Consider the following 24842-nt stretch of genomic DNA (forward strand, 5'->3'; position numbering starts at 1 on the left):
TCCGGGCACCCGAGTTGCACCCGCGTCCGCCTCATGTCAGGCCGTCCGGACCCGATCTCTGCTGGTACGACCACCCTGCCCAGGGCGGATCACCGACCGGAGATGAGCTGATGGCAGCCAGCAAGCAATCGCCGGCGCCGCCCGGAGCCACGGAGCGGCGCACGTCCAGCGCCGTACGACGCTGGGCCCGGATCTGCATCGCCGTGGCCGTCGTGGTCGCCACCTTCGGCGTGGTGCTCAGCACCGGTGCCGGCGGGGCCGTGGTCTCGAAGACGATCTCCAACCTCGGCCTCTGCCTCGCCGCTGTCTCCGCCGCTGTCGCCTGCCTCTTCCGGGCCGCGCTGTTCCGCGGGCGGATGCGGGCCGGCTGGGCCCTCGTCGGTCTCGGCGTCCTGTCCTGGGGTGTCGGCCAGATGGCGGCCGTCTGGCTGGACACCTTCACCGGCTCGGTCCCGCTGCCGTCGCAGGCCGACATCGGCTACCTGGGCATGATCCTGCTGGCCTCGGCCGGGCTGCTCGTGCTGCCGGTCGCCGCGCAGGCCCTCGCCAACCGCGCCCGCAGTGTGCTCGACGGCCTGATGGTCGCCGCGTCGCTGGTCCTGATGGCCTGGATCTTCGTCATCGAGCCGCTGATCGAGGCGGGTGGCGACAGCGCCCTCGCGCTCTACGTCAGCCTCGCGTACCCGCTCGGCGACGTCGTCATGGTCACCATCGTGGTCTACATGCTCGCCCTGCAGCGGCGGCGTGGGCGCAACTTCGCCCACCTCGCCCTGGTCGGCGCCGGCATCGCTGCCTTCTCCATCTCCGACATCGGGTACGCGTACCTGAGCCTGATCGGGGCGTACCACTCCGGTGGGGTCACCGACATCGGCTGGTTCGCGGGCTTCTCGCTGATCCTGCTGGCCGCCACGAAGCCGGTCGACACGGGCGCCACCGCCCCCTCCGCGGAGGTCGCCGACACCGAGGGCGGACAGCCGTTCGGTGTGCTGCTGCCGTACGTGGCCGTGCTCGCCGCCCTGCTGACCAGCGTCGTGTGGTTCGCCCGGACCGGGCAGAGCAGCGCGTTCGTCGCGTACACGCGGTCGGCCCTGATCCTGCTGATCGTCGGCCGGCAGCTGCTCACCCTGCTGGAGAACCGCAACCTCACCCGTAACCTGGAGACCCGCGTCGCCGACCGCACCGCCGAGCTCTACGCCAGCGAGCAGCGCTTCCACGCCCTCGTGCAGCACAGCTCCGACGTGGTGACCGTCGTCGGCACCGACGCCGAGGTCCTCTACCAGAGCGAGTCCGTCCAGCGGGTCTTCGGGTATTCGCCGAAGCTGCTCACCGGCCGCCGCCTCACCAGCGTCATCGAGCCCGAGGCGGCCACCCGCCTCGCCGACGCCCTGCGCTCGGTCAGCGGCCGCCCGTACGCGACCACGGTGCTCGAGCTGACCGTGCGGCACCGCGACGGCCGGCTGCGCCAGGCCGAGATCACCATCACGAACCTGCTCGGCGACCCGAACGTCGGTGGCCTGGTCCTCAACACGCGGGACATCAGCGAGCGCAAGGAGCTCCAGGAGCAGCTGGTGCACGAGGCGTACCACGACGCCCTCACCCAGCTCGCCAACCGTGCGCTCTTCCGCGAGCGGGTCTCCGACGCCCTCGACACCCGCGGCGACGCCGACGACGTGACCGTGCTCTTCCTCGACCTCGACGGCTTCAAGGAGGTCAACGACAGCCTCGGCCACCTGGCCGGCGACCAGCTCCTGGTGCAGGTCGCGGACCGGCTGCGCGCCTGCGTCCGCGAGGGTGACGTCGTGGCCCGCTTCGGCGGCGACGAGTTCGCCGTGCTGATCTCCTCGCCGCGGGACGCCGGTGAGGCCGAACTGGTCGCACAGCGCATCGTCGACGGGCTGCACGAGCCGTTCCGCATCGACACCCGCGACCTGCACGTGCGGGGCAGCATCGGCCTCGCCTCGTTCGCCGCTCTGGCCGAGGGTGACGACGCCGACGACGCCGAGCAGCTCATGCGCAACGCCGACCTGGCCATGTACAAGGCCAAGGCAGCCGGTGGCAGCAGCTTCGCCAGTTACGACCCGCAGATGCTGGCCGGCCTGGTCGAGCGGCTCGAGCTCGAGGCCGACCTGCGCCTGGCCCTGGACCGCGGCGAGCTGAAGCTGCACTACCAGCCGACCATCGACATGAACGACAGCCGCGTCATCGGCTTCGAGGCGCTGGTCCGCTGGCAGCACCCGACCCGCGGCCTGATCAACCCGCTCGACTTCATCCCGATCGCCGAGGCCACCGGCCTGATCGTCCCGCTGGGCCGCTGGGTCCTCACCGAGGCGTGCCGTCAGGCCGTCGAGTGGGCCGAACGCGACAACAGCCGCCCGATCAAGATGGCCGTCAACGTGTCGGTGCGACAGTTCGACCGGAGCGACCTGCCGACCGTCGTCCGCGAGGTGCTGACCGAGACCGGCATGCCGGCCGACCAGCTCTGCCTCGAGATGACCGAGAGCGTCCTGATGACCGACACCGAGGAGAACCTCGCCCAGCTGGTCCGCCTCAAGGCGCTCGGGGTCACCCTCGCGATCGACGACTTCGGTACGGGCTACTCGTCGCTGGCGTACCTGCGCCGCTTCCCCGTCGACACGCTCAAGATCGACCGCTCCTTCGTGGAGCGTCTCGGCGAGCAGAGCGACGACGCCGCGCTGGCCAGCACGATCGTCCAGCTGGGGCAGAGCCTCGGCATGTCGACCGTCGCCGAGGGCATCGAGGAGTACGGCCAGCTCGCCGCGCTGCGCGACATGGGCTGCACCTTCGCCCAGGGCTTCTACTTCTCCCGCCCCGTACCCGCCGGCGAGGCCGGCCGGCTGCTGCTGCAGGGCGCCGAAGCGTCCTCGGCCGCCTGATCCCCCCGTCCACCCCCTCAGCACAGTGCAGGAGTTCTGCATGACCGCCGCCCTCACCGGCACCCGTTCACAGCTTCCGGACCAGTGGCCCGCAGCGCTGTCCCCGGACTGCCTCGAGGTCATCGACATGCCGACGCCGTACCTGGTCACCGATCTGGACACGGTGGTACGCCGGCTCGAGGCGTTCACCGCCGCCCTGCCCGGGGTGCTGCCGTTCTACGCGATGAAGTGCAACCCGGCGCCCGAGATCCTGGCGACGATGCGCGATCACGGTGCCGGCTTCGAGATCGCCTCGCTCGGTGAGCTGCAGATGCTGCAGCGCCAAGGCGTCGACCCGGCCGGTGTGCTCTACAGCAACCCGGTCAAGCCGCCGGCGCACATCGCGGCCGCGCACGCCGCCGGTCTGTGGCGGTTCAGCTTCGACTCGCCCAACGAGCTGCGCAAGCTGGCCGAGCACGCGCCCGGCAGCGCGGTCTACCTGCGGCTGCGGGTCGACGACAGCGCCAGCTCGTTCCCGCTCTCGCGCAAGTTCGGCGCCGAGGTGCACGAGGCCCGCGACCTGCTCGTCCTGGCGCGCCGGCTGGGCCTGCGCCCGTACGGTGTGACGTTCCACGTGGGCTCGCAGTGCGGCAACGCGGCGGCCTGGCGGGAGGCCATCGGCGCGGTCGGTCAGATCATGGCGGACCTCCTCGACGAGGGCATCCGGCTGGACCTGCTCGACCTGGGCGGCGGCTTCCCCGCCCGCTACACCGAGGACGTGCCGACCATCGGCGAGATCGGCGAGATGGTGCTGCCCGCACTGGACGAGCTGCTGCCGTACCGTCCGGGTCTGCTCGTCGCCGAGCCCGGCCGTCACCTGGTCGCCGAGGCCTCGGTCATGGCGGTGAGCGTGATCGGCCGCGAGGTCCGCGGGACCGAGAACTGGCTCTTCGTCGACGTCGGCGCCTACAACGGCATGATGGAGACCATCCAGCTGCCGACCGGCTGGGACTTCCCGATGTGGACGTCGGTGGCCGGTCACGGCGAGATCGCGGAGCTCCCGTTCACGATCACCGGACCGAGCTGCGACAGCTCCGACACCATGTTCTACGGCGCGCTGCTGCCCGCGGGCATCGACGTCGGCGACATCATCTACATCGGCTCCACGGGTGCCTACACGCTGAGCTACGCGTCGGCGTTCAACGGCTTCCCGCCCCCGACCCCGCTCTTCGTCGGCGGCCCCGCCACGCTCCCCCGGCAGACGACGGGTGAGCCGGCCCGGGCCGGTATCCCCGGTGAGCGCTGAGCAGACGCGGCGCAGGCAACCCCACGGCGGCGGCGGACACCGCCACGCCGGACCGGTCGGCCTGCGCCGCGCCGGCCGTCTCCGTGAGCTGCTGGTCTCCGGTGTCGCCGACTCGTTCGGCATGGCACTCGGCTGGACGATCCTCGTCCTGCTCGCGGTCTCCCGGGGTGGTCTCGCCGAGGCCGCCCTCTACAACGCCGCGATGCTCATCGGTGTTGTCCTCTCCGCGCCGGTCACCGGCTGGCTGGCCCGGCGCCTGCCCGGCCGCCACCTGCTGCGCGGCGCGGCCGGCATCGAGATCGTGCTGCGTGTCGCCGCCCTCGCCGGCCTGATCGCGGGCCTGCCGTCGTGGCTGATCGCCTTCCTCATCGTCGCCATGCACGTGGCGGCCTGGGTCGGCTTCGCGGCGATGCGCGCCGAGGTCGCAGCGGTCGACGCCCGCCCCCGCGCGATGACCCGTTACGCCCTCGCGATCGCCGCCGTCGAAGCCGCCGGCACCGGCCTCGGCGCCCTCCTCCCGTCCGGGCCCGAGGGCCACCCCACCGGCGGCACCCTCATCGCGATCTTCATCGTCTACGCCGGCTCCCTGATCCCGACGATCGTCGTCGCCCGCCGCGCCCGCATGACCCCCCAGGGCGCGGCCGGGCGGATCGCTCCCGCCCGGATCCTCGGGTACGGCCTCAGCAGCCCCGTCCTGAAACGCCCCTCCGCCGTACACCGCCGCAGCCGCCGCTTCCCCGTGTCACCCCGCCTGCTCGTGGCCGGCGGCGGCATCATGCTGCTCTCCTCCGGCCCCACCCTCCTGGCCGTCCCCCTGACCACCGAACTCCACGGCCGCCACTGGGTCGCCGGCGCGGCGGTCGCCTTCAGCATCGGCTGCCTCCTCGCCACGGTCGCGGTGGAGACGATCGGCAACATGCGCCTCCCCGCAGTCCTCCGCTGGTCCCTGTGGGGCCTGGGCATGCTGGTCGGCTGGATCGGCGCACCCCTGCACGCCGCGAACGTGCTCGCGGCGCAGTTCCTCGCCGGCCTGAGTCAGACCGCCTTCGAGGGCGACATGGACGCGGCCGTCGCCGACGAGGCACCCCCGGACGGCATCACGACGGCTCTGGCGTACAGCGCGGCGACCCGCGCACTGGGCGGCTCGATCGCGGTCAAGACCCTCCCGGTCCTGGTCACGGCCCAGGCCATCGACAAGGCGGTGAGCGCGGCGGTCCTGGTCCTCGGCATCGCGTCGCTCCTGCTGTGGGCACTGACCTCGATGCCCTGGCTCAACCGCCGACCCGCGGCCCTAGCCGACTGACGGCCACCGGGCCCCGTCGAACCGGCGCAGACCCTGGCTGTCGAGCACCTGCTGCTTGTCGACCTTCGTCGCGAGGAAAGCCAGGTTCTCGAAGTAGCTCCAGTAGGAGTTGCCCCGAACCTGCCGCTCCGCGACGGCGAAGGGCTCGAGCACCGACCAGGCCTCCCGCACCCGGTAGTGCACACAGCCGAGGATGCGGGCCTGGTCGTAAGTGGGCAGCGCCGCCAGCATCCCGTAGTCCCCGTAAAAATGGCCGACCCGGCAGACGTGCCGCCGCGCCTCGAACGGAAGATCCGCAACGCCGAGATCGGAACTGCACTCCTCGGCCAGCCGATGCAGAACAAAATCTTCGCTCTCCCGGAACTCGTCACTGCGATATTCGCCGTTCAGACACAGCAACGCCTGCGTGATATTGGCGTCCTGACTGGCCGTCCGGGCTGTCCGCAGCTGCCGCACGGTCAACACCGACGACATCGCCAATGCCGTCAGTGAAACCGACAGAGTGATCGAATTGTAGAGGGCCCCGACATCCATGATCTCTCCCTTTTCCGCGCCACCGCCAGCGTAGGAAAGTGAAGCAATTCGATCTTTAGCGCATTGACACGTAGCTATGGGTGCCGTTAATCTCGGCCCCGGCGCGCGCCTCTACAGTGGACACATTCACAGGGGGACACCAGTGTCATTACTGCGATGGAAGGCCCTTGCCCTGCGCGCAGGCGCGGCGGCGGCCACCGGCATCCTTCTCGGCGGGTTCGCGGTCGCCACCACCGCTGCCGCCGCCCCGGACGCGACCGCACTTCAGGCGGCGTACGACCGGGCCCAGCAGATCTTCGGCGAGCTGCCGTACGGCAAGAATGCGCTCGGGGCGAGGGTCGCGTCGAGCGGTGTCGACCCTGCCGACGGGGCTGTCACGATCACGCTCGCCAACTACAGCGACAAGCTGGCCGGCAAGCTCCGCGACCGCTACGGCGCGGATCTGGTCGTCCGGCCGGGTGAGCTCCCGAGACTGGCCCGGCTGCGCATCAGCAAGAGCCAGGCCCAGCTGAGCAGGGCCGACGCCGTCACGCCGCTTCTCGAAGGGCTGTGCGCGAACGAGACGTACTGCTCACCGACCCGGGGCGGCGTGCTCCTGGAGGGTCAGTCGGGTGGTTCCTACTACCACTGCACCGCGACCGTCCTCGGCACTGTCAGCGGCAGCCCGGCCAATGCGACCTTGACCGCCGGACACTGCTTCGACCAGTCCGCCCCGGTCTACGCGGGCCGCAGCAACCCCGAGATCGGCGGCTATCAGCTCGGCACCGTCAGCAGCCGCCGCTTTTCCGGCAACGTCGACGCCGAGGCGATCCGCTGGTCGACCGGCAACACCGCCTACAACTACCTCAACAACTGCGTCTACATCTATTCGAGCGACTGCCGCCGGATCACCGGGGGCGGTGGCGGCAGCGTCGGCATGGCGGTGCAGAAGAGCGGCATCACGACCGGCATCACGAGCGGCACCCTCACGCGGCTCAACGTCAGTGTCAACGTCGCGGACGAGGACGGCACCGTCACGCAGCTGACCAACCAGTTCGAGACCACGGCCTGCGTGATTCCCGGCGACAGCGGCGGGCCGCTCTTCTCCGGCGGGCTGTTGCTCGGCATCAGCTCGTCGGTGGGTGGGCTAAACTCCAGCGGCAACTGCACGTCGAGCACACGGTCGTACTTCAGCACGATCAACGCCAGCATGCAGGCCGTCGGCTTCAGCGCGCGGTACACGCCTTGATCCCGTCTTGCACCCAGAGGCTCTCACCACGATGACCGGCACACAGCGGCAGCCCGCCCGCCCCTTCCCGGGGCTGGCGGGTCTGCTGTCCGCGTTGCTCCTGCTCACCGCGTGTACGCCGGTCGAGGACGAGCTACCCCGGGTTGTGCCGCCTTCGAGCGGAGCCGCGGGCGCCGCCGGACCGGATCTGGCGACCGCGTCACCGGAGCCCTGCACCACAACACCGCCTGACCTTCCGGCGACAGCACCGGCGGCGGGCAGCCCGCCGGACGACGCGGTGGTGGGCCGGGTCCAGCGCTATCTCGACGGGCACCCGGACGTCGCCGGGAGCCTCATCATCAACGGCAGCGGAATCTCCGCCGGCTTCACCTCCGGCTGGTGCGAGCATCGCGAAGCACTGCGGCGGCTCGCCGGCGGCACCCAGATCGACGTCTTCGCCGTGGTTCAGTCCGAGCGGGCCGGCCGGCAGCTCGCCGACCGGGTGATGGCCTCCACCGAAACGCTGCGCGGCGCCGGGATCCGGATCGCCACGACCGGTGTGGACCCCCGCTCCGGCCTGACGTCGGTCACCGCACCGAACGACCCCGCCGCGGCCCGGGCGGCGATCCTGCGCATCCTCGAACTCCCCGCAAACGCACCGATCACGGTCTCGGCCGGAGATCTTCCGATCCCGGCCTCCTGAACCATGCATTGACGCCGAGCCCCACTCTGATCGCGGGACTCGACAACTGCATGCGTAAAGGGCTCGGTGACGACTGTGTCGGGACAAGATCTGATCAATCTGGCTGCTTTGACGTCGGCGGTGATCGCGGCGCTCACCTCCTCATTCCTCGCCTGGCAGGCGATCCGCGTCAACCAGAACATGAATCACATGCCGGTAGTTCTGGAAGTCCTCAAACCGCACCGGACACCGGACTTCGTCCGCAAGGAGACGCTGCTCTGGAAAGAACTGTCCGACCACCCGGCGGAGTTGGGCTTCTTCGGCCTGCCCGAGCCGATCATGAGTCATGCGATCGAGGTCGGAACCTATTACCAGGTTCTCAGCTACACGTCGCTCTACGGCATCGCGGACGGTGAATTCATCGCCGTCCAGACCCATTACCGGCTCCTCCGCACCTGGGAGGCACTCCGCGAGCACGTGGAAGGCGAACGTGTGCTCCGCGGCGGCCACAACACGTTCCTGAACTCCTACGAGGAGTTCGCCGGCCTGGTCGCCACCATGGACATCGACGCCGCCACCCGCCGCCTGGTCCGCCGCAGCGGCAAACTCCGCCTGCGCTGACCACAACCCGGAATCTAGCGCCGCGCGTCAGGAACGCTGGTGTCGATCTTCCTGGCCAGTTCGACAAAGAGTTCGAACGAGTTGAAAAAGCTGTACTCACCGCCGCGGTTGCGCCGCTCGACCGCAACGAAGGGTTGAACGGCGTCCCAGACGCGGGACGCGCCATGCCCGACCTGTGTCGTGAGGAGAGTGCCGTCGGCAAGTCCGTTGGCCGCCACGTAACCGAGCATGTGGTACTGCTCGGAGACCTCGATCGCATAGGTCCGGATCGGTTCCGGCAGGCCCTCCAGCGTCAGTTCGGGATCATGATCTCCCAGGTGATCGACCAGGTGGCGTTCCTTCCGGATGAAGTCCGGGCGACGGTGCGGCGCTAGAAGACTGACGATGACGGGGAAATGGTTGGCGTTCCGCGCGATCGTGAGCGCGCGCCAGGTCAGTGTCGACGACACGATGACCGCGATGAGGGCTACCAGCAACGAGACGACATTGATCATTAACGCTGCAGTCATGACCCCAATGTGGGGCATGCAGGCGAGTCGCGGTCAGTCGGTGGTGGGTGGGGTCGAACCGTAGGCGTGGAGGTGAGCCGCGACGGAGAGCAGCACGGTCGCGCGCCACCACGGCCGGTCGGGATTCGTATCAGAAGAGTGTGAGGGGTGGGGGCCGGGAGTGGGACGAAGGCGGGGAATTAAGCGCGGACCTCGTTTCAGACGCAGGACGCGCTGTGCCCGGCCTGTGTCGTCAGGAGAGTGCCGTCATGATCGACCAGGTGGCGTTCCTTCCGGATGAAGTCCGGGCGACGGTGCGTCGCTAGAAGACTGACGATGACGGGGAAATGGTTGACGTTCCGCGCCATCGTGGGCGACGGAGGAACGCGGTTGCTCGGCATTGTCCGGGAGGGCGGGCCGGGTGGGCGAGTAGACCCAGGTGCGGAAGAAGGGGGCGAGGTCTCGGCCGGAGGTGCGGGTCGCTGTCTCCATGAAATCGGTCGTCGTGGCCGTGCCGTGGCGGTGGTCCCGCGTCCAGGCGCGTAGCACCCGGAAGAAGGTCGGGTCACCGAGTTCCTGACGGAGCATCTGCAGCACCAGGGCGCCGCCGAAGTAGATTCGTTCGCCGGCTGCGTCGGTGGGGCGGTCCGGGCCGGTGAGCGGGATGGTCCAGAAGGGGTCGTCGGCCGGGTGGGCCTGGTACACCTGGCGGGCCTGGTCGTGGACGGTGGTTCCGCCGCGGAGTTCGTCGAAGTACCAGTTGGCGAAGACGGCGAAGCCCTCGCTCAGCCACACCTCGTTCCAGCGGGTGATGCCGACGCTGTCGCCGAACCACTGGTGGGCCAGTTCGTGGGCGATGATCTCGTCGCTGTCGGCCGCCGAGTAGACCGGCCGGGTCTGGGTCTCCGCGGAGAACGGGACCTGGACGCCGTTGTGCCGGGCCAGCACCACGATCGCCACGGTCGAGTCGAACGGGTACGGGCCGAAGATCTGCGTCCACCGGTCGACCACCTCGGCGGTGCGGTTCCAGAACTGGGGCATCGGGTCGTCGGCCCCCGTGCCGAGAGCCGGGTCCACCGCCACGTACTCGGGGATGCCGCCCGGGGTTCGGCCCTTCCGGACCCGCCAGCGTCCGACGTCGACGGTGGCCAGGTAGGTCGCCATCGGGGCGGTTTCGGACCAGACGTGGGTGGTTCGGCCCCCATGGGTACGCGTCGACACCCGGCGACCGTTGGCGACCACGTCCAGCCCGTCCGGCACCGTGATCGTGAAGCGGAACGTCGCCTTGTCCGACGGGTGGTCGTTGCCGGGGAACCAGGTGGAGGCACCGTCTTGCACGTTCAGGGTGACCATGCCGTCACCGGTGCGGACGAAGCCGTACGGTGTCGGCCCGCCCAGCGGCTGCGGCACACCGCCGTAGGTCACCGCCACCTGGAACCGGGAGCGGGCCGGGATGCCCCGACGGGGAGTGATCACCAGTTCCTGGCCGTCACGCCGGAACGAGGCCGGGCGTCCGTCGACGAGCACCCTGGTCACGTCGAGCTGCTGAAGGTCGAGATCGAAGCGGGACAGGTTCTGGGTCGCGACGGCGTCGACCCGGGCGGTGCCGTCCAGGCGGCCGCTGCCCGGGTCGTAGGAGAGGCTGAGGTCGTAGTGCGCCACGTCGTAACCACCGTTGCCTTCGAGCGGGTACCAGACGTCGCCCAACCCGGCGGAGCCCGGCCGGTAGTCACGGGCCGGTGCGGCACCCGCCGGACCGCCGGGCGTGATCGCCAAGCCGCCGGCCAGCACCGCGCACAGGAGTTTGCGTCGCATCGTGATCCCCCTCAACGGACGAATGTCGTCGAGTTGATGCTGGTCCGTGAGCCGGACGGGCACGACCGAGGTAGCCGCCCCGTCCCGGTGGTGTCACCCGCCCTGCGGTCAGAAGAGCGTCAGAGGGGCGATGGGGGTGGGGTCCGGGAGGGGCGCCAAGGACGGGAATCGGGTGCGGACCTCGGTGTGGAAGCGGCGGGCGAGGTCGGGGGCGTCGGCGTTGTCCGGGGTGTGGAGGAAGACCGTGGGTGAGCGGCCTTCGCGGAGCCAGTCGACCACGGTGGTGATCCAGGGCTGCCAGCCCGCGACCGTTTCGGCCGTGGAGTCGCGGCCGAGGTAGCGGACGATCGGGCGGTCGGTCAGGGCCACCGTGCGGCGGGGCATGCGGGGTTTTTTGGTCCAGGCTTCGCGTTCGGCGTCGCTGGTGGGTGGGGTCTCGAAGAACGCGGTGGTGTCGAAGGGGATCCACTCGGCGCCGGTGGCCGACAGGACTTCTTCGAGGGGGCCGGGGTTCTCGAAGAACGACGCGTGGCGGACCTCCACGGCGTACCGGTGACGGGGTGGGAGGCCCTGGAGGAAACGGTCGAGGGTGGGGAGGTCGGCGGGGCCGAAGGAGCCGGGGAGCTGGATCCAGAGGGTGTGGATCCGGGGGCCGAGCGGTGACATCGCCTCGAGGAAGATGCGGAGGGGCTCGTCGGCTTCGAGGAGGCGGCGTTCGTGGGTGATGTGCTTCGGGAGTTTGAGCACGAAGCGGAAGCCGGGGTCGGTCTGCTCCGCCCACGAGGCGACCGTGTCGGGTGACGGGGTGGCGTAGAAGGTCGTGTTGCCCTCGACGGCGTTGCACCAGCCCGCATACGCCCGCAGGCGTTCCTGGGCAGGGAGCGGGTGTTCGACGAAGCGGCCCTGCCAGGACTTGAGGGTCCACATCGCGCAGCCCACGTGGAGACTCTGGGTCATGCGGACTCCGGGAGGGTGGGGTGTTCGGTCGGGTAGAGGCCGGCGACCAGGCCGTAGACCGTGTCGCCGGAGCGGGGCAGCTGGGTGAAGTCGCGGACGAGTTCTTCGACGCGTTGCCAGAAGGCGGCGGCGTCCTCGCGGGCGATCCGGACGTGGCGCAGTGTGGTGTAGAGGCGATCGTCCTCGTGGGCCGGGACCGACTCGGCGGCGGCGACGGACAGGCCGTTGACGCAGACCGGGGTTTCGGTTTCGCCCGGGCGGCGGACCACACCGACATGGATCGTCCTACCGGTACGCCCGTAGTAGCGCTCGTCGATCGCCCGGACCCGCCGGGTGCGGACGACACGCAGGAGACCGGCCTCGAGCAGGACGTTGACGTGGTGGGCGACCGTGCTCTTGGGCCGGCCGACCGCGGCGGACAGCTCGGCCACCGTGGCGGCGCGTTCGAGCACCAAGTCGAGGACAGTGGTGCGCAGCGGGTCGGCGATGGCCCGGAGCTGGGCGGGGGTCGACACCGAGACCGTGTCCGGCAGGTCGTAATCGGGGAACTCTTGATTGCTCGACATTGTTGGATCAGTCTAAAGTTCTGGTTCATCGGTAAGCAAGAGCCGAGGAGGCGACATGGCTGAGGTGTTGTTGTTCCACCACGCGCTGGGCCTGACCGAGGGTGTTCTCGCCTTCGCCGACGGGATCCGGCAGGCCGGTCACACGGTCCACACCCCGGATCTCTACGACGGCCACACCTTCACCACCGTGGACGAAGGCCTCGCGTACGCCCGGAAGGTCGGCGTGCAGGAGCGCGGGGTTCGCGCCGCCGCAGACTTGCCGACCGGGCTCGTGTACGGCGGTTTTTCGCTCGGTGTCATGGCGGCGCAGCAGCTGGCGCAGACCCGGCCCGGTGCCCGGGGTGCGCTCTTCTTCCACTCCTGCCTGCCGGTCGAGGAGTTCGGTGACGCCTGGCCGGCGGACGTGCCCGTGCAGATCCACGCGAAGGAGGCCGACCCGTTTTTTGTGGACGACGGTGATCTCGAGGCCGCGCAGGCGCTGGTCGCCTCGGCGCCGCGGGCGGAGCTGTTCGTCTATCCGGGGAACGAGCACCTGTTCCTGGACTCCGGCCTGGCGGATTTCGACGCGGAGGCCACCGAGCTGGTCAGCCGCCGGGTGAAGGACTTCCTGGCCGCGCTCTAGCTGAGGCCGGCCGCGCCGAACGAGACCGAGAAGCGCTTGCACCAGATGCTGACGCTGCGGAATTTCTCCACGTCGACGTCCGCGGGGACCGTGTAGACCTGGTCGCCGCGGTTGCCCTTGAGCTTGCCGAGCTCGACGTACTTGCCGTCGTCGAAGACCTGCCAGGCCGACTGCCCGGTGCCGACCTTCTGATCGGTGAGCCAGACCCGCAGGTCCGGGCCGTCCGAGGTGTCCAGACCGGCGAACTCGATCTGGTGGCGGCCGTCCGGCTTGCGGACGAGCCGAGCGGTGCCCTTGGTGGTGTGTTCGTGAGTGACGAAGTCACCCTCGCTGACCACCACAGGACCAGCGGGAGAAGGAGAAGAAGAGGAAGAGGGCGCGGACGAGACAGGTGCGGACGAGACAGGTGCGGCGACCGGCGTGAGCGCCTCGTCGACCGTCGTGCTGGTGACCAGCCTCCAAGGCTGGAACCAGTAGAGACCACCGGCGACGAGCACCAGCACCGCGACAGCCAGGAGACGTTTTTTCACACCGTTGATTCAACACGGGCCGGGCAGGCGGCGGCAGGGGCAGGCGGATTACCGATCGCTTACGGAACGCCGCGGTGGCCACGGGAAGAAGCCGCTCGTCCGGGCGACGTAGTCCGGGTAGCCGGGGCGGGTACGGGCGAGATGGGTCTCCAGCAGCGGTTTTCCGGTCTTGCGGGCCAGGAACCACGTCATCACGAGCGGCGACAGCAGCGTCAGCCAGCCTGTCCAATGCAGACACGCGAGGGCGAAGAGGCCCCACCACACGCACGCGTCGCCGAAGTAGTTCGGGTGCCGGGTGTACCGCCACAGTCCGCTGTCCAGCACCTGGCCCTTCGACGACGGTGAGGAGCGGAAGCGTGCCAGCTGGGCGTCACCGATCGTCTCGAAGGCGAAGCCGACCAGCCACAGCACCACCCCGATGATCAGCCACCACGACGGTGAGGCGTACTTCTGGGCGAGCTGGACGGGCAGGGACACGAACCAGACCAGTGCACCCTGCAGCAGGTAGATCATCCGGAACGCGTACCAGGTGGGGTTGCCGGGGGCTTGAGACAGCAGCTCGGCGTAACGGGGGTCCTCCGGGGCGCCGCGGCCGCGAAGGCCGATGTGTGTGGCGAGGCGGACGCCCCAGATCACCGTCAGGGCCGTCACCAGCCAGCCGACCGGGGTGAAGCCGGTGATGACGAGGCCGGTCACCGCGACGGCCGCGAAGCCGAGCCCCCAGGCGACGTCGACACCCTTGTGCTTGCCGGTGCGGACACCGATCACGAACGCCACCAGGAGGACCGCGAGCGCGGCTGCGGCCGTACCGAGGAAGAGGGTGATCACCGGGTGGCCGGCATGCCGCTGACGCCGGTCTCCGTCGGACGGACCGCGAGGATCTGGTCGACGCCCATCCGGCCCTCCTCGAAGGTCAGCGCCCCGCCGACCAGGTAGAGCCGCCACACGCGGGCCATCGGCTCACCGACCAGCGCGACCACCGCGTCCCAGCGCGCTTCGAGCGTTTCGAGCCAGACCCCGACGGTACGCACATAGTGCTCGCGCAACGCGTGCACGTCACGCACCTCGAGTCCCGCCTGCTCGAGCAGGTCGACGGTCTGCCCGACGGGCCGCATGTGCATGTCGGGCGCCACGTAGGACTCGATGAACGCGCCGCCGCCGGGTGCGGTCGCGCCGCGCGACATCTGCTGGACGAGCAGGCGGCCCTCGGGACGCAGCAGGCGGTGGAGCTGGGCGGCGAAGACGGGGTACTGCCCCTGGCCGACGTGTTCGCCCATCTCGATCGTCGAGATCGCGTCGTAGGGGCCGTCGGCGACGTCGCGGTAGTCCTGCAGGCGGAAGTCCACCGGGAGGCCACCGACGCGAGCCTGCGCGAAGGCCAGTTGTTCGCGGGACAACGTCACGCCTGTGACGGTCACGCCGTAGTTCTTCGCCGCGTGCAGGCCGAGCGCACCCCAGCCGCAGCCGACGTCGAGCAGCCGCATGCCCGGCTCGAGGCCGAGTTTGCGGCAGACCAGGTCGAGCTTGTCGGTCTGCGCCTCGGCCAGGCCGTACCCGGGCGCGTCCGACGTCCAGTACCCGCACGAGTACGCCATCCGCTCGTCCAGGATCAGCGCGTAGAACTCGTTCGAGAGGTCGTAGTGGTAGCTGATCGCCGCGCGGTCCCGTTCGCGGGAGTGCAGGTCGCCGACGATCCGCGCCTGCACGTCGGGCGCCGGCGGTTTCGGCCCGAGGACCCCGAGCCGCAGCAGCGTCCGGACGGCCCGGAGCTTGTCGCCGAGGCCCACGCGGACGCCGCCGCGGGCCAGACCGCGCGCCCGCGCCTGCTGCCACACCTGACGCAGACCCGCACCGAGGTCACCCTCGACGTCGATCTCCCCCGCGATGTACGCCTGAGCCAGCCCCAGCTCGTCCGGGCTCCACATCAGGCGCCGCAACGCTTTCCGGTCGCGGATCACGAGCACCGGCCCGCCGGCGGGACCGGACTCCGAGCCGTCCCAGGCCCGCAGCCGCACGGGCAGTGCACCACCGGCCAGGGGTGAGACGAGGGCGGCGAGCTGTCCGGCGATCCCGGATTCCACGGCGAGAGCGGTCACTTCACACGTCCTGACACGAGCTGGGAGACATCGATGTATCCGGCGGCAAAACCGGCCTCGCAGTAGGCGAGGTAGAAGTTCCAGGTGCGGAGGAACGTCGCGTCGAAGCCGAGCGCGGCCACATCGCCGCGGCGGGCGTTGAAGGTGGCCCGCCAGCGGCGCAACGTCTCCGCGTAGTCGAGCCCGAAGTCGAGGCGGTCGCGGACGGCGAGACCGGCCCGGCCCAGCACGGCCTCGATCGCGGGCACCGACGGGACGAGGCCGCCCGGGAACACGTACTTGTGGATCCAGGTGTAGGTGTTGCGGGTCTCGGCCAGGCGGTCGTCGGCCATGGTGATCGTCTGCAGGCCGACCGAACCGCCGGGGGCGAGGTGGCGTTCCAGCGTCGCGGCATACGTCGGCCAGTACGCCTCCCCCACCGCCTCGATCATCTCCACGCTGAGGATCGCGTCGTACCCGCCGGCGACGGGCTCGATCTCGCGGTAGTCACGCAGGCGCACGTCGACCCGGTCGGCCACACCGGCCTCGGCCGCCCGGCGCAGCGCGAGGGACCGCTGCTCGGTGGAGAGCGTCACGCTGAGCACCCGGGCGCCACGGCGGGCCGCACGGATCGCGAGTTCACCCCAGCCCGTACCGATCTCGAGGACGCGGGTGCCGGAGCGGACACCAGTCGCGTCCAGCAGGCGGTCGATCTTGCGGTGCTGGGCGAGGGTGAAGTCCTGGCTCCGGTCGAAGAGCGCGCTGGAGTAGCTCATCGACTCGTCCAGGAAGAGCGCGAAGAGGTCGTTCGACAGGTCGTAGTGGCGGTGGATGTTGCGCCGCGACCCCTCGACCGTGTTGCGTTCGGCGCGGGGTGCCCGCGGGCCGTGGAAGCGCCGCAGCCACTGCAACCGCGGCGGCACCAGCGTCCCCATCTGCTGCGCGAAGACGGTCAGCACACCGACGAGATCGTCCGCGTCCCAGTCACCGGCCTGGTAGGACTCGCCGAAACCGATCAGGCCGTCGGCGCCGAGACGCGCGAAGAAGGCCTGCGGCCGGTGGATCCGCATGGTCGGCCCGGTCGATCCCGTCACCGCCCCTCCCGGGTACGCGACCCGCAGCGGCAGCCGCTCGACGATGCGGCGGAACACGGCGGCGGCGACGACTCCCCGGGTACGGGATCGGGGTGTGGCCGCGACGTCGGGCCAGCGGCCCGGGTCGATCCGGTCGGCGACCGGTGAGAGCACGGTGGTCACGGCGTCTCCTGAGGACGGGGATGGACGGGCAGGCCGCGCAGGTAGAGGCGGATGCCCTGGAACCGGATCCGGGCCGCGACGGCCAGCGTCACGAACGGGTTCCGCAGCACGGCAGTTCGCAGCGACCGGCGCCGGCCTCGCACGGTGGCGACGAACGGCCGCCCACCGGCCCGGTCCAGCGCGACGGTCAGCGCGAGCCGGTCGTCCGGCTCGGGCAGGGTCATCCGGTACGAGCCGTCGACCGCGAAGAACGGCGACACGTAGAACTCCTTGGCGACGCGCGTCTGCCCGGGCTCGATCAGGTAGCGGTGCCGCCCGCCGTAGGTGTTGTGCACCTCGGCGATGACCGCGGCGAGACTGCCGTCGCGGTGCCGGCACCAGTAGACGCTGAGCGGGTTGAAGACATGACCGGCCGTCCGGGCGTTGGTAAGCAGCAAAATCCGGCCGCCCTCGAGGTTTACACCGTGTGCGGCGAGGTACTCGTCGGCATTGCGGCGGAGGCTGTGCTGCGGATTTCCGACATGATCGCGGGCCTCGAACGACGCGTACCAGCGGTTGCGCGGCAGCTCGTCCAGGTCGACGAGCCACTGGTAGGTCCGGTAGCTGAACGCGTGCCGCAGCGGGCTCACGCGCACGTGCCGGACGGTGCTCTCGTAGACCGCGGGTTTCACCACGTCACACCCAGCGACTGCGCCGCGGCGACGCCCGAGCGGCAGCCGTCCTCGTGGAAACCCCAGCCGTGGTACGCCCCCGCGAACGCCGTCCGGCCGTCGTTCAGCCCCGGCAGACCGGACTGCGCCGCCACCGAGGACGGGGTGTAGATCGGGTGGTCGTACGTCATGCGGGCGAGGACCGTGTCTTCGCGTACGCGGTCTCCGGCGTTGAGGGTGACCAGGTAGCGGCCGTGAGCGTCGAGGCGCTGGAGCCTGTTCATGTCGTAGGTGACCCGGGGCGGCCCGGCGTCCGGCGCGCAGCCCGGCAGCTCGTAGTTCCAGCTGGCCCGGGCGTTCTCCCGCGACGGCAGCACGGACTCGTCGCCGTGCAGCACGGTGGTGTTGCTGGAGTAGCGGAACGCCCCCAGCGTGCGGCGCTCGGCGTCACTCGGGTCGGTGAGCAGTGCCAGCGCCTGATCGGCGTGCGTGGCGACCACCACCGCGTCGAAGGAGTGCAGATCGTCCCCGTCGTCGCGGACCGTGACACCCGTGCCGGACCGGGTCACCGACCGTACGGGTGTGGCGGCCCGGACCGTGGTCAGCTCCTTGGCCAGCAGGTCCACGTACGTGCGGGAGCCGCCGCTGACCGTCCGCCAGGTCGGTGAGCCGGTCACGCTGAGCATGCCGTGATGAGCGAGGAACGTGAACAGGTAACGGGCCGGATAGTCCGCGACCACCTCGGGTCCGCAGGACCAGACGGCGGCGACCAGCGGCACGACGAAGTGGCGCACGAAGTGCCGCGTGTAGCGGCCGTCCGCGACGAACTCCCCCAGCGTCGGGTTGCCGGAGCCGGCGAGCAGCGCCCGGGCACGCCGGTGAAAGACCGGGACCTGGGCGAGCGTGGCCAGGTAGCGAGGCTTCGGTGGCTGCACGAACAACCCCTGCCGGCCCTTGGCCCCGGCATATTCCAGACCACAGCCGCGGCAGGTCACCGACATGCTCATCTCGGTCTCCTGCGTCGGTACGCCCAGCTCGGCGAAGAGCCGCAGGAGCAGCGGGTACGTCCGCCGGTTGTGCACGATGAAGCCGGAGTCGACCGCCAGCGCACCGCCCGCGTCGGCGACGTCGTGAGTGTGCGCATGTCCGCCGAGGCGCGTATCGGCCTCGAAGAGCGTGACGTCCCATTCGTCACGCAGGACGTACGCGGCGGTGAGGCCGGACACACCCGCACCGATGACAGCTACGGATCTCACGGAGTTCTCCCAGCTGGTCGGGGTACAGATGAAGGACTGGTGGCGATTCGGCACCGGGCGCGCAACGGATTGGAACCGGATGAACACCCACCCGACCGGGGTACGGCGTCGAATCCCTGCCGTGACGACCCCTGAGCTGGACATCTCCGGACCTCGCGAGCACGCGGACGCCGTGGTCCTGGTGCTGCACGGCGGACGGGCGACGAGCGTCGCGCCGGCACGCCGTGGGCTGGCCTGGCTGCGGATGGTCCCGTTCGCGCGGGCGATCGCCTGGTCCACCCGGGGCCGGAAGGTCGCGGTCTGGACGCTGCGCTACCGGGTGCGCGGCTGGAACGGCGCCGCCGAGGACCCGGTCGCCGACACCCGCTGGGCTCTCGAGGAGGCTCGGCGGCGGCATCCGGGCGCGCGCATCGTGCTGGTCGGGCACTCGATGGGTGGCCGGGTCGCCCTGCGGCTCGCGGGTGAGCCGGACGTCGTCGGCGTGTGCGCGCTGGCGCCGTGGATCGAGGCCGGCGAGCCGGCACCGAAGCACAGTGCGAGCGTGCTGATCGCGCACGGCGAGGACGACCAGGTGACGAACCCGGCGTCGGCGGCCGCGTACGCGGCCCGGATCGGTGCGTCATTCGTACCGGTACCCGGGGAGTCGCACGCGCTGCTGCGCCGCCCGGTGTTCTGGAACCGGCTCGTCACGGGTTTCGTGACGTCGGCGCTCGACGTGGAATCGCACGCCCACTGACCCTCTCATAAGCCCTGTTACGGACAGGGCTCACATTACCGGCGGGCGGGTGCCCGAAGTTCCGGAACCACGACTTTGCGGCCCGGCCTTGATCGGCCGTCGCGCCGGCCATCAGCGCGCCCACCTGCGGAGACGAGCGCCGATCCGGCGCGCGTCCGGAGAAACCTGCCAAGAACGCGGTCGAGGAAGCGCTTCCCGAGCCTCCACCAGGCATTGACACTCGTTAACACGGGGTTCAAAGTGACGTACCAAAGAGCGCTTTCTCATAGCTGTAGCCGCTCGGTAACCGCACTGACACATCCCCATCCCCAACTTCTTGATTCCCCGCAAGGAGGACCCGTTCATGAGTTCCGCCGTTTTCCGAGGTGGTGGGCGCAGGCTCGCGCCCGTGAGGGTCATCGCCCTCACCACCGCGCTGCTCGGTCTGCTCGCCGCCTATCTGGTCGCCACGGTCCGCACCGCCGACGCCGCCGAAGTGGTCGTGTCGCAGGGCAAGCCGACCACCGCCTCCTCCGTGGAATGGGCAGGCACCCCGGCCTCCTCCGCCACGGACGGCAACACCGGTACCCGCTGGTCCAGCGCCTTCGCGGCGAACCAGTGGATCCAGGTCGACCTGGGCGCCACGACGGCCGTCAGCAGCGTGAAGCTCAACTGGGAGGCCGCGTACGCGACGGCCTTCACCGTGCAGTTCTCCACCAACGGCACGACGTTCACCAACGCCACCGGCACGCTGCGGGGCAACGCCGGTGAGCAGACGATCGCCGTCACCGGCAACACGCGGTTCGTGCGGCTCAACCTGACCGAGCGGGCCCTGGCGATCTACGGCTACTCGCTGTGGGAGTTCCAGGTGTTCGCCGGCAGCACCACGCCGCCGACCGACCCGACGACCCCGCCGCCGGCCGGGGGCGCCACGCTGCTCTCCTACAACAAGCCGGGTGCGGCGTCGAGCGAGCAGAACGACGTCAACTGCAACCCGTGCACCGTGCCCAAGGCGTTCGACCTCGACCCGGCGACCCGCTGGGCCACCAGTTCGACCACCGGCTGGGTGGACCCGGGCTGGATCTACGTCGACCTCGGTGCGACCGCGCAGATCAGCCGCGTGGAGCTGCAGTGGGACCCGGCGTACGCGACCGCGTACAAGATCCAGGTCTCGCCGAACGCCAGCACCTGGACCGACATCTACTCGACGACGACCGGCAAGGGCTTCAAGGAGGTCCTGAACGTCTCCGGCACCGGCCGCTACGTCCGGATGTACGGGACGACCCGGTCCAGCGCCTACGGCTACTCGCTGTACGACTTCAACGTCTACGGCACCGGTGGCGCACCGAACACCCCGCCGGCGCGGCCCGCCGACCCGACGTTCCCGGCCACCAACCTGGTCTGGAACGACGAGTTCAACGACCCGGCCGGCACCAAGCCGAGCACGGCGAAGTGGACGTACGACCCGGGCGTCCCGCAGAACGGTGAGGTCCAGTACTACACCGAGAACAGCAACAACGCGCAGATGGACGGTGGCGGCAACCTCGTCATCGAGGCCCGCAAGGAAGCCTCCAACGGTCGTGAGTACACCTCGGCGCGGATGAACACCGGTGGCAAGTTCACCGCCCAGTACGGCCGGGTCGAGGCCCGGATCAAGGTCCCGAAGGGCAACGGTCTCTGGCCCGCGTTCTGGATGATGGGCAACGACTTCCTCACCGGTCGGCCCTGGCCCTACAACGGCGAGATCGACATCATGGAGGTCCTCGGCCGCAACACCACCGAGGGATACTCCACGCTGCACGCGCCGCAGTACAACGGCGGCGGTGGCTACGGCCAGAAGTACACGACCCCCGGTGCGGCCGACCTCTCCCAGGGCTTCCACGTCTGGGCGGCCGAGTGGGACAGCAAGGGCATCAGGTTCCTGCTCGACGGCACGCAGGTGTTCTACGCCAGCAAGGCGACCGTCGAGGCGACCCGCGGGCCGTGGATCTTCGACCACCCGTTCTACATCATCCTGAACCTGGCCGTCGGTGGCGACTTCCCCGGACCCGTCGACGCCTCCACCCCGTTCCCCGCCCGGATGCTCGTCGACTACGTCCGCGTCTACAAGTGAGCTGACGGCAGCGTCCACAGCGCCGGAGCGGGGTCCCCATCCCCGCTCCGGCGCATCACCTCCCAGAAGTTCCACCGCCACTCCTGGAGGGAATCCCCGATGAGAAGAAGATCCCTGACCATCGCGGCCGCCGTCGCGGCCGTCCTGACCACGTACGTCGTGGGCACGCAGACCGGTGCCAGCGCCGCCGACGGACTGCTCTCCCAGAACCGCCCCGCCACCGCGTCGTCGACCGAGTCCGGGGCCTTCCCGGCCTCGAACGCCGTCGACGGCAACGCCGGCACCCGCTGGTCCAGCGCGTTCAGCGACCCGCAGTGGATCCAGGTCGACCTCGGCGGCACCGCGACTCTCTCGTCCGTGATCCTGGACTGGGAATCCGCGTACTCCCGCACCTTCAACCTGCAGACCTCCGCCAACGGCAGCAGCTGGACCACGATCAAGGCCAACGTCACGGGTACGGGCGGACGGCAGACCGTCGCCGTCAGCGGCTCCGGCCGGTACGTGCGCCTGCAGTCGACCGCCCGGGCCACCCAGTGGGGTGTCTCCCTGGCGGAGTTCGAGGTGTACGGCAGCGGCGGTGGCACGGCTCCCCCGCCGACCATCCCACCGGGTGCCGTGCGTGTGTCGGAGTTCCTGGCCGACTGCCCGTACAGCCACCGGCTGCCGGACGACCCGATCGTGTTCCCGAACATGCCGGGTGCGTCGCACATGCACAGCTTCTTCGGCAGCACGGTGACCAACGCGTACTCGAACGTCAACGACCTGCTCAACGCGAACAGCAACTGCAACCCGTCGATCGACAAGTCCTCGTACTGGATCCCGACGTTCTACAACAACAACGTCCCGGTCGAGCCGACCACGGGCATCTTCTACTACCTGGGTGAAGGGGTCAGCGACGCGCTGATCGCGCAGACCCAGCCCCTGCCCCTCGGCCTGCGGGTCGTGGCGGGCAACGCCAAGGCGACCGGCCCGAGCGACAACACCATCTCGCGCTGGTCCTGCCTGCACGCCGGTGAGGTCGGCTCGTCGCACGACTTCGTGACCTGCCCGGCCGGCACGATGCTGGAGTCGTACCTCGACTTCCCGCACTGCTGGGACGGGGTCAACCTGGACTCGCCCGACCACAAGAGCCACATGGCGTACCCGGTGAACAACGCCTGCCCGGCCAGCCACCCGGTGGTCGTGCCGAAGCTGCGTCAGGTCATGCGGTACCCGGTCAACGGCAGCACGGCGGGCTTCCGCCTCGCGTCCGGTGCCGGTTACACGATGCACGGCGACTTCTTCAACGCGTGGCCGGTGGAGGAGATGGCCCGCCGGGTCAACGACTGCATCCGGATCATCGTCAAGTGCGGCACGAACGGGCGTCCGTGACATGACCACCGCAGCCGCCGGGGCGCGAGGTGGCCCCGGCGGCTCGCGGGGGCGTGAAAGCGCTCTCAGGCGAAAAATGCCTGGTGCTATAACAGACGCCATGAATACCCGGCCCGCCCGCGGAGGGCAGAACCCGACGATGGACCAGGTCGCTGAGGCGGCCGGTGTCTCGCGGGCCACCGTGTCCCGGGTGATCAACGGAGCGCCCAGCGTCGACGCCAAGATCCGCGAGATCGTCCAGCGGGCGATCGCCGACACGGGGTACGTCCCGAATGTCGCCGCGCGGTCCCTGGTGACCCGCAAGTCCAATTCCGTCGCTCTGGTGATCTCGGAACCGGACCGGCCGTACGACTCCTCGTTCCTGAACCGGATCTTCACCGACCCGTACTTCGGCCGGGTCACGGCGGGCGCCACGGGGGCGCTCCGCCCGCACGACATCCACCTGGTGATCATCCCGACCGACTCGACGGACCATCACCACGTCCTCCGCTACCTGCGCCAGGGCCACGTCGACGGGGTGCTGCTGATCAGCAGCCACGAGCAGGACCCGCTCCCCCGCCAGGTCCACGAGCTCGGCATCCCGGCAGTCGTCTCGGCCCGGCCCGCGTCACCGCTGGCCGCCAGCTTCGTCGACGTCGACCAGCGCCTGGGTGCCCGGCTGGCGGCCGAACACCTGCTCGCCCGCGGGTGCCGCCGCCTCGCCACGATCAGCGGGCCGCTCGACATCCCGTCGGGGCAGGACCGCCTGGACGGCTTCCGGTCGTACCTGGCCAACCGCGGGATGGGTGACGTCCCGGCCGTCGAGGGTGACTTCACCCGCAACGGCGGTGAGGAGGGCGCCCGGCAGCTGCTCGGCCTGTACCCCGACATCGACGGCCTCTTCGTCGCCAGCGACCTGATGTCCGAGGGCGCCCTGCGAGCGGTGCAGGACCTCGGCCGCCGCGTGCCGGACGACATCGCCGTGGTCGGCTTCGACGACAGCAGCGCGGCGCTCGACTGCCGGCCCCTGCTGACCACGATCCGCCAGCCCGTCGAGGAGATGGCCGCCGAGATGGCCGAGGTGCTGATGGCCCACATCGCCGCACCCGGGCGGCTGCCGCGCTCGGTGACCTTCCAGCCGACCCTGGTGATCCGCGAGTCCGCCTGACCCGCGCTCGACCGCATCGGCCATCATGACTGCGTGGCCGACCTCCTGATCAACCTGCTGGCCAGCGTCATCGCCGGTACGGCCGTGTGGCTCGCCGGACACCTGCTCCGGCGCCGCCGGCTCGACCGGGAGCGTGCGTTCTTCGGGCTCACCGAGGGCGCGAGCTGCCTGCTGGTGGCCTCCCGGCACGCGTCCTCCCCCAGCGAGAACAGCGTCCACCGCCGGGACGTCGCCGCGCTGGTCGAGCTGGCGACGATCGCCCGCGAGTGCGGCGCCCGCGCCGACCGGGTCGGCGAGGCGGAACCCGCCGGGGAGATCGGCCGGCAGACGGAGTTCTGCGTCGGCGGCCCCGGCACCGCCAACCCCCGCAGCACGGTTCACCTGCGCACCATCCTGCGCGGCATCACCTTCGCGGCCTTCGACGCGGCCGACGTCCGGCTGGCGTTCACCGCCGCCGGCCAGGAGTACGTGCGCACCCCCGACACGACCTACGTGGTGCTGGCGCGCTTCTGGGGACCCGGGCGCGGGCGTCCCGTCTTCCTGCTCGCCGGGCTGACCGCCGGTGCGAACCTCGCCGCCGCGCGCTACCTGGCGAACAGGCACCGGCAGCTGGAACGCCAGTACGGCGCCGACCAGCCGTTCTGCCTCGTGCTGCGGATCGTCGAACCGGCCGCGTACGGGACCGACTTCACCGAGGTCGTCGCCGACGTGACCGACGTCGCCTTCGAGGCTGCCCCGGCCCCCGCGGGGTAGAA

Annotated in this window: 23 protein-coding genes; 12 read left to right on the plus strand and 11 right to left on the minus strand. The window is 70.2% G+C overall.

Translation table 11 applies throughout. The features are described from left to right. Positions 1-110: 110 nt before the first annotated feature. Genes AFR_RS33850 through AFR_RS33860 form a run of 3 tightly spaced genes read left to right on the plus strand, consistent with a single transcriptional unit; the run spans position 111 to position 5482 of the window. A complete protein-coding gene (locus AFR_RS33850) occupies positions 111-2894 on the plus strand; it encodes an EAL domain-containing protein (protein WP_023561335.1) in 2784 nt (927 codons plus the stop codon). A gap of 40 nt (positions 2895-2934) precedes the next feature. Continuing rightward, a complete protein-coding gene (locus AFR_RS33855; protein ID WP_023561336.1) occupies positions 2935-4179 on the plus strand; it encodes a type III PLP-dependent enzyme in 1245 nt (414 codons plus the stop codon). Beyond that, entirely contained in the window at positions 4169-5482 is a 1314-nt protein-coding gene (locus AFR_RS33860; protein ID WP_023561337.1) for an MFS transporter, read from the plus strand. Before AFR_RS33855 ends, AFR_RS33860 begins: the two co-directional genes overlap by 11 nt. Here the strand turns inward: AFR_RS33860 and AFR_RS33865 are convergent. Beyond that, positions 5471-6016: a hypothetical protein gene (locus AFR_RS33865; protein ID WP_023561338.1), complete on the minus strand. Its 546-nt coding sequence runs from the start codon at positions 6014-6016 to the stop codon at positions 5471-5473. The genes AFR_RS33860 and AFR_RS33865 overlap by 12 nt on opposite strands. Before the next feature lie 142 nt (positions 6017-6158). On the opposite strand from AFR_RS33865, the gene AFR_RS44205 reads away from it, so the two are divergent. From AFR_RS44205 to AFR_RS33880, 3 genes are all read left to right on the plus strand, one after another. Next, the gene (locus AFR_RS44205; RefSeq protein WP_023561339.1) at positions 6159-7244 is read left to right on the plus strand and encodes a S1 family peptidase; all 1086 of its coding nucleotides are present in this window, start codon (positions 6159-6161) and stop codon (positions 7242-7244) included. 31 nt (positions 7245-7275) lie between these two features. Beyond that, positions 7276-7926, plus strand: a complete 651-nt coding sequence (locus tag AFR_RS33875) for a hypothetical protein (protein ID WP_023561340.1) — start codon at positions 7276-7278, stop codon at positions 7924-7926. A 66-nt stretch (positions 7927-7992) separates the two neighbouring features. Next, positions 7993-8526 carry a hypothetical protein gene (locus tag AFR_RS33880; protein WP_148308143.1) on the plus strand — a complete coding sequence of 178 codons (534 nt, stop codon included), beginning with the start codon at positions 7993-7995 and terminating at the stop codon, positions 8524-8526. Between the two features lie 14 nt (positions 8527-8540). Here AFR_RS33880 and AFR_RS33885 read toward each other — a convergent pair whose 3' ends face one another. The 4 genes from AFR_RS33885 to AFR_RS33900 form a co-directional block, all read right to left on the minus strand. Continuing rightward, positions 8541-9035, minus strand: coding sequence for a hypothetical protein (locus AFR_RS33885; protein ID WP_148308144.1), 495 nt, complete (start codon positions 9033-9035; stop codon positions 8541-8543). A gap of 246 nt (positions 9036-9281) precedes the next feature. Then, positions 9282-10829 (minus strand): M1 family metallopeptidase, encoded by a 1548-nt coding sequence (locus AFR_RS33890; RefSeq protein WP_023561343.1) that lies wholly within the window; start codon positions 10827-10829, stop codon positions 9282-9284. A 108-nt stretch (positions 10830-10937) separates the two neighbouring features. Continuing rightward, positions 10938-11756: a DUF72 domain-containing protein gene (locus tag AFR_RS33895; protein WP_084298486.1), complete on the minus strand. Its 819-nt coding sequence runs from the start codon at positions 11754-11756 to the stop codon at positions 10938-10940. A 26-nt stretch (positions 11757-11782) separates the two neighbouring features. Then, on the minus strand, positions 11783-12352 hold the full coding sequence (locus AFR_RS33900; protein WP_023561345.1) for an ArsR/SmtB family transcription factor: 570 nt from the start codon (positions 12350-12352) through the stop codon (positions 11783-11785). Positions 12353-12407: 55 nt separating this feature from the next. On the opposite strand from AFR_RS33900, the gene AFR_RS33905 reads away from it, so the two are divergent. Next, positions 12408-12974, plus strand: a complete 567-nt coding sequence (locus AFR_RS33905; RefSeq protein ID WP_023561346.1) for a dienelactone hydrolase family protein — start codon at positions 12408-12410, stop codon at positions 12972-12974. Here AFR_RS33905 and AFR_RS33910 read toward each other — a convergent pair. The 6 genes from AFR_RS33910 to AFR_RS33935 are packed head-to-tail and all read right to left on the minus strand — an operon-like array spanning position 12971 to position 18741. Further along, positions 12971-13504 (minus strand): DM13 domain-containing protein, encoded by a 534-nt coding sequence (locus tag AFR_RS33910; protein WP_238547172.1) that lies wholly within the window; start codon positions 13502-13504, stop codon positions 12971-12973. The two genes, AFR_RS33905 and AFR_RS33910, sit on opposite strands and share 4 nt — an antisense overlap. 48 nt (positions 13505-13552) lie before the next feature. After that, positions 13553-14332, minus strand: coding sequence for a DUF1295 domain-containing protein (locus AFR_RS33915; protein ID WP_023561348.1), 780 nt, complete (start codon positions 14330-14332; stop codon positions 13553-13555). Beyond that, the gene (locus AFR_RS33920) at positions 14329-15600 is read right to left on the minus strand and encodes a class I SAM-dependent methyltransferase (RefSeq protein ID WP_023561349.1); all 1272 of its coding nucleotides are present in this window, start codon (positions 15598-15600) and stop codon (positions 14329-14331) included. Before AFR_RS33920 ends, AFR_RS33915 begins: the two co-directional genes overlap by 4 nt. Continuing rightward, positions 15597-16835: an SAM-dependent methyltransferase gene (locus tag AFR_RS33925; protein WP_023561350.1), complete on the minus strand. Its 1239-nt coding sequence runs from the start codon at positions 16833-16835 to the stop codon at positions 15597-15599. The genes AFR_RS33920 and AFR_RS33925 overlap by 4 nt, the downstream gene beginning before the upstream one ends. Further along, the gene (locus AFR_RS33930) at positions 16832-17509 is read right to left on the minus strand and encodes a DUF1365 domain-containing protein (protein ID WP_041841351.1); all 678 of its coding nucleotides are present in this window, start codon (positions 17507-17509) and stop codon (positions 16832-16834) included. Before AFR_RS33930 ends, AFR_RS33925 begins: the two co-directional genes overlap by 4 nt. Next, positions 17503-18741 carry an NAD(P)/FAD-dependent oxidoreductase gene (locus AFR_RS33935; RefSeq protein WP_041843098.1) on the minus strand — a complete coding sequence of 413 codons (1239 nt, stop codon included), beginning with the start codon at positions 18739-18741 and terminating at the stop codon, positions 17503-17505. The genes AFR_RS33930 and AFR_RS33935 overlap by 7 nt, the downstream gene beginning before the upstream one ends. 121 nt (positions 18742-18862) lie before the next feature. On the opposite strand from AFR_RS33935, the gene AFR_RS33940 reads away from it, so the two are divergent. From AFR_RS33940 to AFR_RS33960, 5 genes are all read left to right on the plus strand, one after another. Next, positions 18863-19477 (plus strand): alpha/beta hydrolase, encoded by a 615-nt coding sequence (locus AFR_RS33940; RefSeq protein ID WP_023561353.1) that lies wholly within the window; start codon positions 18863-18865, stop codon positions 19475-19477. 388 nt (positions 19478-19865) lie between these two features. Continuing rightward, complete coding sequence (locus AFR_RS33945) at positions 19866-21569, plus strand: discoidin domain-containing protein (RefSeq protein WP_023561354.1); 1704 nt, start codon at positions 19866-19868, stop codon at positions 21567-21569. A gap of 99 nt (positions 21570-21668) precedes the next feature. Further along, positions 21669-22940: a DUF1996 domain-containing protein gene (locus tag AFR_RS48150; protein WP_023561355.1), complete on the plus strand. Its 1272-nt coding sequence runs from the start codon at positions 21669-21671 to the stop codon at positions 22938-22940. 100 nt (positions 22941-23040) lie between these two features. Next, positions 23041-24087 carry a LacI family DNA-binding transcriptional regulator gene (locus AFR_RS33955; RefSeq protein WP_052359533.1) on the plus strand — a complete coding sequence of 349 codons (1047 nt, stop codon included), beginning with the start codon at positions 23041-23043 and terminating at the stop codon, positions 24085-24087. A gap of 33 nt (positions 24088-24120) precedes the next feature. Continuing rightward, entirely contained in the window at positions 24121-24840 is a 720-nt protein-coding gene (locus AFR_RS33960; RefSeq protein WP_023561357.1) for a hypothetical protein, read from the plus strand. Positions 24841-24842 lie beyond the last annotated feature (2 nt).

It is taken from the genome of Amorphoplanes friuliensis DSM 7358, from assembly GCF_000494755.1.
Taxonomy (GTDB): domain Bacteria; phylum Actinomycetota; class Actinomycetes; order Mycobacteriales; family Micromonosporaceae; genus Actinoplanes; species Actinoplanes friuliensis.